Raw genomic sequence first — 7,346 nt, 5'->3', positions numbered from 1 at the left:
GGCGGGACCAGGCATTCGACGTCAGCCTCTAAAACTCACTCCTTAAGGGTATATGCATTTCCGCTATGCGGTACTAGTCAAGCAACTTTTTAGCGTCGTCCTTCAGTTCTTCTACCTTTTTAGTAACTTTGGCCTCCGCCTGTTTGGCCTTACCTTTCGCCTGGGCTTCTTGATTTCCGGTTAAGTCACCGGTAGCTTCTTGAACTTTACCCTCAACATCCCTAGCGGCGGTTTTGGCCTGAGCTTTTAAGCTCATGACTGCATCCTTTGTTATCTGTTTTATCTGTGAACTTGAATCATTTTGATTGAGTTGAGGAGACCATCTTGCCTCTCACGTTATTGTTGAGGGTTAGTGTTCGATTTTCCGAATGATTTGGTGGAAAAAAGATACAAAACGACAATCATGGCGGTAAAAGTAGTGAAGCCTAAGAGGCATCAGCATTGCCGAGCCAGCGATCGCTCATAGCTTGTCCATAGTCCGGATCTTGAGTGCCGAGCAGCCGATCCCAAAAGGTGAAATACAGCCCGAAATGCACGGTGTATTTGCGGTGATGAATAGAATGGTGGGCCGGGCCAATAACCCATTGACCGAGCCAATGATGCGGAAATAGGGCGGGCAGGCGATCGAGCCCTAAGGGGCCAGCAAATAAATAAGGTACCGTTTAAGCCGGGAAGATGGAGATATCCCATTTAGGCAAGATTTCAGAACGTTGCCACTGCTGTTCACACTCCTCCAATTCTTGCTTAGGAACCGATACTCGCTTGGGATAGATGCCCTCAACCAAATGAACCAAGGGCGAGATGCCGTTCCAGGTCATATTGGACGCCCATCGCAGCGCCTCGTCAACAGTGTTGAGTAGCGTGCCATTCCAGTAATTTTCCAGGGCCGCCCAGCACCGCTCGATCGGGTTGTATTTGCTGTGATACGGCGGATAATAGGTCAAGTGCAATTTCAGCCCGGTTGCTTGAACGAACTGCACCAACCGTTTGATGAACTGCGTGCGGTTGCTGCGAACCGCCGAGCCGCCATCGAGATCAATCGCAAGGGCTTGAATGTCAGGATAACTGGCCCGATGTTCGTCCCACCAAGCGTCTAGGCAATCGACAATAAAATCGCTGGTCTCGGCAGACTGACCAAAGTAGAGCGAGAGTTGGCTGTCCGCCACATCGAGGATGCCAAAGGGGACTAAGACGGCAGCCCAGTGGTCATCGTGGTCATCGGCTTGGTTCGCTTTCAGAGTACGGGCTTGGCCCCGTCTAGAGAGATTGCCAATTTTGACTTTCGCTTTGCTATCAATCGACAGTCTCAGCACGGTGGGATTCGCGTCAGCGGCTCGGTTTCGAAAATGGCATCGGTTTCGGGGAGCTTTTTCTGCGGCTTCACTTTTTGTGTTTTTTTAGGTGGTAGCCCAGCCGATTGAGCATCGTGCCCATCGTTTGACGGCAGGGCAAGGCCGTTTCAGGGTATCCCTTCTCTGTCGTCAACGCCGTCAGCACCGCCTGGGCGCTGATTTTCGTATAGACAAATGTGGTCTTAAAGGTGGGGTCGGCTGGGGACTGCCCATCCACTAGGTCTCGAATATCGGCGGCCAATGTCGGCAGGTTCACTTCTGTTTTCTGGCGGCCTCGTGCCTGATAATTATCCCGGCACGTCACCCCGCAGCGTCGTTCATGAAGCCCTAATTGAACACTTTGGCGTTTTCAACCCAGATGGGTTTCGGCTTGCCGTGCTGATCCGCCGAAGTAGTCCTCAGCTACCTTTGCCATGAACGCTCGCTTTTTCGGCCCGGTCAGTTTTTGGGCGGCATCTTTCAGCGTTAATTTGACGGTTTCATCTAGCATTGGCCATGCCTACCCCTAACTGATACATGAAGTTTATCTCAGGGTGGTGTGGCTATTGGTACTCTATTTTTGAGCGAGCCCCTAAGGTGATCCACGGCAATCCCCAGTAACTCGAACTTTGGGTAGTGCGGGTTGCCGAAATTCAGGCGATTTTGCTGCGGGAATTTTATTTTTACCTTGAAGAAAGAATTCCATGCAGACACGACAGGATTAACCATGCCAGCTACGATTCCTACGCTACTGACGCTCGCGATTTTTGCTTGGTCAATATTTATCGTGTTGGGACAGTTGGGTGGCTAGCCGCGATCGCCAACCACAGTCCAATGCCTGCCCTGAGCGACTTTCTCGATGGTGAGATCGCGCTCCTAGACCATCCGCCAAAGCCGCGATACAGGAAGCGATGCAGACGAGCCTCCATGCAGACTAACCGTTCAAAGTTGCTTGCAAAACATCTTCTTTGGCCCGGAAGCCCACCAATACTGCCTGACCGTCTTTAACAAACAGAGGACGCTTCAGCAGCATGGCATTCTCGGCAAAGGCTTTGACCCATTGCTCATCGCTCCAGGTTTTTTTCTCTTCCCCAATGGCGCGATAAGCCTGCCCAGAAGTATTCCGCATCGGTTTAGAGCCCAGAACTGCCACCCATTCAGCAATCATGTCACGGGTCGGGGGAGCAATCTTCGTGTCGATAAAGTCGTAACTGACGCCGTTCGATTCCAGCCAGCTAAAGGCTTTTTTGCACGTGCCGCAGTTGGGAATACCGTAAACCTGAAGTGCCATAGCGGTAGAGAAAAGTGACTGGAAAGATATTTAATCGCCAGTAGCGTAACAGACTGAGCCCGCGCTTCGTCAAGGTACCGGCATCACTTCAGGACAGTAATACATATCCGTAATAGAGACACCTTTCCGGTTTCTATCCCGCTTGCCCCGTGCTGACTCGTTTAACCCTCACCTTAAATCCCTTCTCCGAGGGGTGAGGGGCTGTCGATTCGGCTCCTCTTCGCCCTCTAAAAGTAGGGGCTGGGGAATGTGAACACCAGGGGACACCAAGCGAATTTCTTATAGACAGCCATCATGCCACGTCTCAATTGGCGGCTTCTGACTTAGAGGCTGGATCAGGCTGAACCGCTGCACTCTCTAGCCATTCAATTTCGCGGGCGGCGGGGGGTAGCTTCGCCGTGCGTTGCCCCTGTTCTCGCGATCGCCCACAAAACAAATCTAACGGCGGCCCTACCATCTCGATGGCCGGAGCCTGACCCCGGAGCGATCGCCACGCTGCCACCGGCAACCCTTTGAGCAGCCAGCGAGTGAGCCGGTTAGCCACATGAAACCGGGGCGACTCCTGTTGCAGCGGCACGTCAAACAGTTCGTAAAGATAACGATTAGACCGACCATAGCGTCGCCACTGACTGCCCAGCTCTTTAAGGGTCGAGCGGTGACGATGGCAAATAATGGCGTCTTGCGCAAAATGCACCGTCCAGTCGCCCGTCATTTGAATGCGCCAGCACAAATCCGCATCGCCGCCAGTGGTGAGATAGGGCCGAAACAGGCCAGATTTTTGCAACGCCACCTTACGGACGGCAAGGTTCGCCGTTTGGCCATAGGGATAGAACCCATGGGCAATGGTGAATTTTTGGGACAGGATTTCGCGCCGCTCAGCGAACTGTTCCAGCCAGGAATCACCGGGTAGGGCTTTGATTTCGCCGACCACCAACCCCACCGTCTCAGTCTCAAAAGGCGGCACCATCTGAGCCAGCCATGTCGGTTCAGGGCGACAGTCCGCATCCGTAAAGACCAAGATGTTGCCTTGGGCAGCGCGAATGCCTCGGTTTCTAGCCGCATAGGAACTTTGGATCGCCACCTCAGACAGCGGCCGGACGGTGACGCCTTGCCGCCGAGCGCGATCGCTAAAGTCCCGCAGCCTCGCCAACGTGTCATCTTGACTATCGTTGTCCACCAGCAAAAACTCCACCTGGTCAGCCGGAAAAGTCTGCGCCAGCAAGCACGTCTCTAAATCGGGCAAATCTTGAATACCGTTATAAATCGGAATAATGACAGAGACCGAGATTGTCATAGGAAAATTGCGAGTGCTCGCTGACGATAAGAGTGGGGCAGTCCAGGATGGATAAGTCGTACCCACAACTGGAAGGGGAATTCAAGGTGAGGACGAGCCAGTGGTTGTACCATTTCACCTCGTCACAAGGGGCCTTACACAAACTGTTAGTCGCGATTGGCAGAACTTTTGTCAGGCGTTGCCTGCTTACCGATAATGCCCGACTCGTTCCAGGCAGTTGCCAACAGGTTCGATGATTTTTCGAAAGGATTATCGGTTTGACGGCATTTCAGCAGTTTGACGGCATTGAATCCCATTACCAGGATGACTAGTCGGCGGGCTTTCAACGATCGCAATTCTGTCAGCGTAGCGCTCCGCTGCTCACAATCCTGGTCATGGGGCTCGACTTTGCCCACCGGATTGCGATCGCCGATAGTCGTAATGCGGCTGATACGGCCCTAGGCATCGCTCAAGAAGAAAACGAACACCGACAGAATTCGTTTCAAATCGATTAGAAAAGTCATCAAAAAGGCTCTGAAATATCAAACATTGAGCGAAGAATAATCAGATAAAGTAATTGCGTTAAAATTAAAGTATAAGTCAATTTAATATACAAAAATACGATGGATAAGACTCAATCATCAGCTCCAAACACTAATCTCAAGCCACTGCATCATAGCGATGGTAGCGAATTGGTGCCTGCTGAGGTGCAGGCTCATCAGCGCCTTGATGCCCCCGGCGAAGGCCCCTCATCTCAAGAGTCAGCGATTTCTGGTTCAACGATTGATGATGAAGGGCGCATCAATAATTTTGCCGTTGAACCCAAGGTTTACCCATCAGAGTACCCTTCACCGCGCGAACAGCGGCGCTACGTTTACTGGGGTATTGCTGCAACTTTGTTGGTAGCTACTCTCGTGCTAGTTTCACGGTTTGTAAGCTAGCTTCAAGAGCTATTTCTGCACTCATTAAGGAAATGCGATCGCGGCGAGTTAGCCGCGATCGCTGTATGCCAAAAACGAAGTTTCACCGCTGATTGATTCATTAATTGTCTGCTCAATCTGCTCAAATCAACAGGTCAATCGGTTACTTTCCCCAATGACAAGCACCGCAAGTCGGACTGCATTTTTATCGGCTGTATGGCAGTAGTTCCTGAGAAATTGCAGCAAATGCTATCTAGAGACCCACGAGGATGCCAATAACAATATTTTACAAGGCTCTCTGAACTTTTCCTCATCCCTAAAACAGCGCTGTCAAGGTGTTTGACTCTCAGACTTTCAGCCAACTGTGGTCATAGTCTGAACGGTGCTCAACGGCGGGGCAGGCTAATTTCCCCATCCCATCAATAACAGGTCAAAAATATGAACGCTCAAGAGATCCTCACCCTTTACGCCGATGGACATCGCGACTTTAGTCATGTCAGCTTAGTACGGGTGTGTTTGATCAATGCCAACCTCATCGGCGCTGACTTAGCCGGTGCTGAGTTGGTCGGTGCTGACTTGCGGGGCACTGATCTAACGGCAGCCCACCTCAATCAGGCCAAGCTCAATCAAAGTAACTTAGCCCATGCCGCAATGATTAGAGCTTGTTTAACCCAGGCTGATTTAAGTAACGCTGATCTCAGTGGTGCCAATCTGTCCCAGGCTGATCTCAGTGGTGCCGACTTGAGTGGGGCCAATTTGGGTGGCAGTAACTTATACCAGGCAGATTTGAGCCGAGCGAATTTAAGCGGTGTTGATCTACGCTGTGCCGATTTGACCGGAGCTAACCTGCGGGATGCTGACCTTGCTGATGCCGATTTGACGGGAGCCTACCTCGGTGAAGCCGATTTCACAGGGGCTAATCTTGAGGGCACCAACATTGAAACGACTGGATTGAATCAAACGCAAATGGTCGATGCGGCTGTACTCGGCTGAGACATTAGAAACTTCAGTGAAAGGGGTCAATTCAATCCGTTTTTGATCTTTTCTTGGATACCCACCATGGCGCAGCTTTTTCGATTGATCTCATTGCCAGAAAACATCCCGGATTAAATTGCTGTTGAGGCACTCAAAAACCGCCTTGACTGGGGTAAACCAGCGCTCACGGTGATTGATCTCAGCGACCGTTGCGTTTCAAGCGCAGCATATCTTAGGAGCCCTTCCGGTGTCCAAGGGGGAACTGCTGGGCTGGGCTCGCTCCCATCTTGAATGCATGCGAGACACTTATCTCTACGGTGAGACCAATCGCTGTACCGCAGAAGCGGCTGATCAGTTACGCCGGGTGGGCTATCAGCACATGGCCGAACTCCTGGGCGGCCTCGCTTGGCAAAAGGCGCAGTACCCCGTGGCGGGCGTTTCCGCATTTTGGGTTAGATGCGATAAATAGGGGCGAGATTTTGCAACTCATCAGTCTGGCGAAAGATTGCAATTTTTGATGGTGTGATTCATCTTTTGCCCCCCTTGCCAACTTGTTTACGCACATTTATCGAGGTTCACATGGCGACATTAACGAAAGGTACCCTCGTCACGATCATTGGCGAAGCGGTTTTGCAGGAACGCTTAATTTATCTATTCAAACAACTAGGGGTTTCGGGCTACACGATGATTCCCGCAAAGGGCGCGGGCAGTCATGGCAGGCGGATGGGCGATATTGCGGGCTACAACACCAATATTGAAATCAAAACCATCGTCAATGCCACCATTGCTGATCAGTTGTTCGAAGCCTTGAAGCCGTTTCAAGAGACCCATGCGCTGATCGCTTTTCGGCAAGCGGTAGAAGGTTCATTCTGAGCTTGTCTGAGGTCGTGCCTCCCCGAAGGAAATAGCATATTGGCAAGTATGCACAACTCTAAAATTAGAAACTGACGGAGCATTCGGTCGGCCTCAATCTAAGGGCGTCTAAATGAGGCCCATTCTCGGACCATCCATAGACGCGGTTAGGGCAAGAGTTGGCGATCGCTAACGATGCGCGATCGCCAACGACTCTGCATCAACTCCACAAAAGTTTCTTAATCGGCCGCGATCGCGCTGCCCTAAAGTTTAAGCCCAGGATCTCTCATGAAGCAGAGCAACTTACCCGCTACCCAGCCGGATCCCGTTCCCGGGACTGCGATCGCCCCCTTTTTGTTAATGACCTTTGGCATCGCCTGGGGCATTTTGGCGCTGTATATTTTCTGGCCGAGGCCGATGGGGGCTGTCTTTGGCGAGATGAGCGGGCATCATCCGCTGTTTATCCTGGCGGTGTGGGCTCCAGCGATCGCGGCGTTTATTCTGGTCACTCACTACGGTGGGCGGGCGGGCTTACGGCGATTTCTATCGCGAATTTTTCTCTGGCGTTGCCATCCGGCCTGGTATGGCTTTTTGGTGGGGCTGCCGTTGATGTTCTACGCGGGGGCGGCCGTCAAGGGCAATCTGTTCACCGCGCCGTTGACGTCCGGGACGGCACTGCTGGCCGCGATCGCCATGACCTTCAT

General features: G+C 52.0%; 11 protein-coding genes and 2 pseudogenes. 5 read left to right on the top strand and 8 right to left on the bottom strand.

Going from position 1 to position 7,346, the window contains the following annotated elements; genetic code table 11:
- Positions 1–73: 73 nt before the first annotated feature.
- The 8 genes and pseudogenes from JUK32_RS20655 to JUK32_RS20620 all read right to left on the bottom strand — a co-directional run bounded on the left by JUK32_RS20655 (position 74) and on the right by JUK32_RS20620 (position 4,311).
- Complete coding sequence (locus tag JUK32_RS20655) at positions 74–256, bottom strand: CsbD family protein (protein ID WP_204140759.1); 183 nt, start codon at positions 254–256, stop codon at positions 74–76.
- 169 nt (positions 257–425) lie between these two features.
- Positions 426–635, bottom strand: a pseudogene (locus tag JUK32_RS20650) (sterol desaturase family protein); the annotation flags it as partial.
- A 27-nt stretch (positions 636–662) separates the two neighbouring features.
- Positions 663–1,313: a transposase gene (locus tag JUK32_RS20645; protein ID WP_204140758.1), complete on the bottom strand. Its 651-nt coding sequence runs from the start codon at positions 1,311–1,313 to the stop codon at positions 663–665.
- A 67-nt stretch (positions 1,314–1,380) separates the two neighbouring features.
- Positions 1,381–1,608 (bottom strand): hypothetical protein, encoded by a 228-nt coding sequence (locus JUK32_RS20640; RefSeq protein WP_204140757.1) that lies wholly within the window; start codon positions 1,606–1,608, stop codon positions 1,381–1,383.
- 93 nt (positions 1,609–1,701) lie between these two features.
- On the bottom strand, positions 1,702–1,842 hold the full coding sequence (locus JUK32_RS20635) for a hypothetical protein (RefSeq protein WP_204140756.1): 141 nt from the start codon (positions 1,840–1,842) through the stop codon (positions 1,702–1,704).
- 423 nt (positions 1,843–2,265) lie between these two features.
- Positions 2,266–2,622 carry a Spx/MgsR family RNA polymerase-binding regulatory protein gene (locus JUK32_RS20630; protein WP_204140755.1) on the bottom strand — a complete coding sequence of 119 codons (357 nt, stop codon included), beginning with the start codon at positions 2,620–2,622 and terminating at the stop codon, positions 2,266–2,268.
- Positions 2,623–2,926: 304 nt separating this feature from the next.
- Entirely contained in the window at positions 2,927–3,916 is a 990-nt protein-coding gene (locus JUK32_RS20625) for a glycosyltransferase family 2 protein (protein WP_204140754.1), read from the bottom strand.
- 146 nt (positions 3,917–4,062) lie between these two features.
- On the bottom strand, positions 4,063–4,311 hold the full coding sequence (locus tag JUK32_RS20620) for a hypothetical protein (protein WP_204140753.1): 249 nt from the start codon (positions 4,309–4,311) through the stop codon (positions 4,063–4,065).
- A 207-nt stretch (positions 4,312–4,518) separates the two neighbouring features.
- Here JUK32_RS20620 and psb34 point away from each other — a divergent pair, with 207 nt between their 5' ends.
- From psb34 to JUK32_RS20595, 5 genes and pseudogenes are all read left to right on the top strand, one after another.
- On the top strand, positions 4,519–4,836 hold the full coding sequence (gene psb34 / locus JUK32_RS20615) for a photosystem II assembly protein Psb34 (protein ID WP_204140752.1): 318 nt from the start codon (positions 4,519–4,521) through the stop codon (positions 4,834–4,836).
- Between the two features lie 417 nt (positions 4,837–5,253).
- Positions 5,254–5,808, top strand: a complete 555-nt coding sequence (locus JUK32_RS20610; RefSeq protein ID WP_204140751.1) for a pentapeptide repeat-containing protein — start codon at positions 5,254–5,256, stop codon at positions 5,806–5,808.
- Between the two features lie 277 nt (positions 5,809–6,085).
- Positions 6,086–6,259 carry a hypothetical protein gene (locus tag JUK32_RS20605; protein WP_204140750.1) on the top strand — a complete coding sequence of 58 codons (174 nt, stop codon included), beginning with the start codon at positions 6,086–6,088 and terminating at the stop codon, positions 6,257–6,259.
- Between the two features lie 110 nt (positions 6,260–6,369).
- Positions 6,370–6,663, top strand: coding sequence for a P-II family nitrogen regulator (locus JUK32_RS20600; protein ID WP_204140749.1), 294 nt, complete (start codon positions 6,370–6,372; stop codon positions 6,661–6,663).
- A 267-nt stretch (positions 6,664–6,930) separates the two neighbouring features.
- Positions 6,931–7,346 (top strand): annotated as a pseudogene (locus tag JUK32_RS20595) (CPBP family intramembrane glutamate endopeptidase); the annotation flags it as partial.

It is taken from the genome of Halomicronema sp. CCY15110 (genome assembly GCF_016888165.1).
GTDB lineage: Bacteria > Cyanobacteriota > Cyanobacteriia > Phormidesmidales > Phormidesmidaceae > Halomicronema.
Note: the sequence above shows the minus strand (reverse complement) of the source record. Positions and strands in the feature narration are given on the sequence as shown.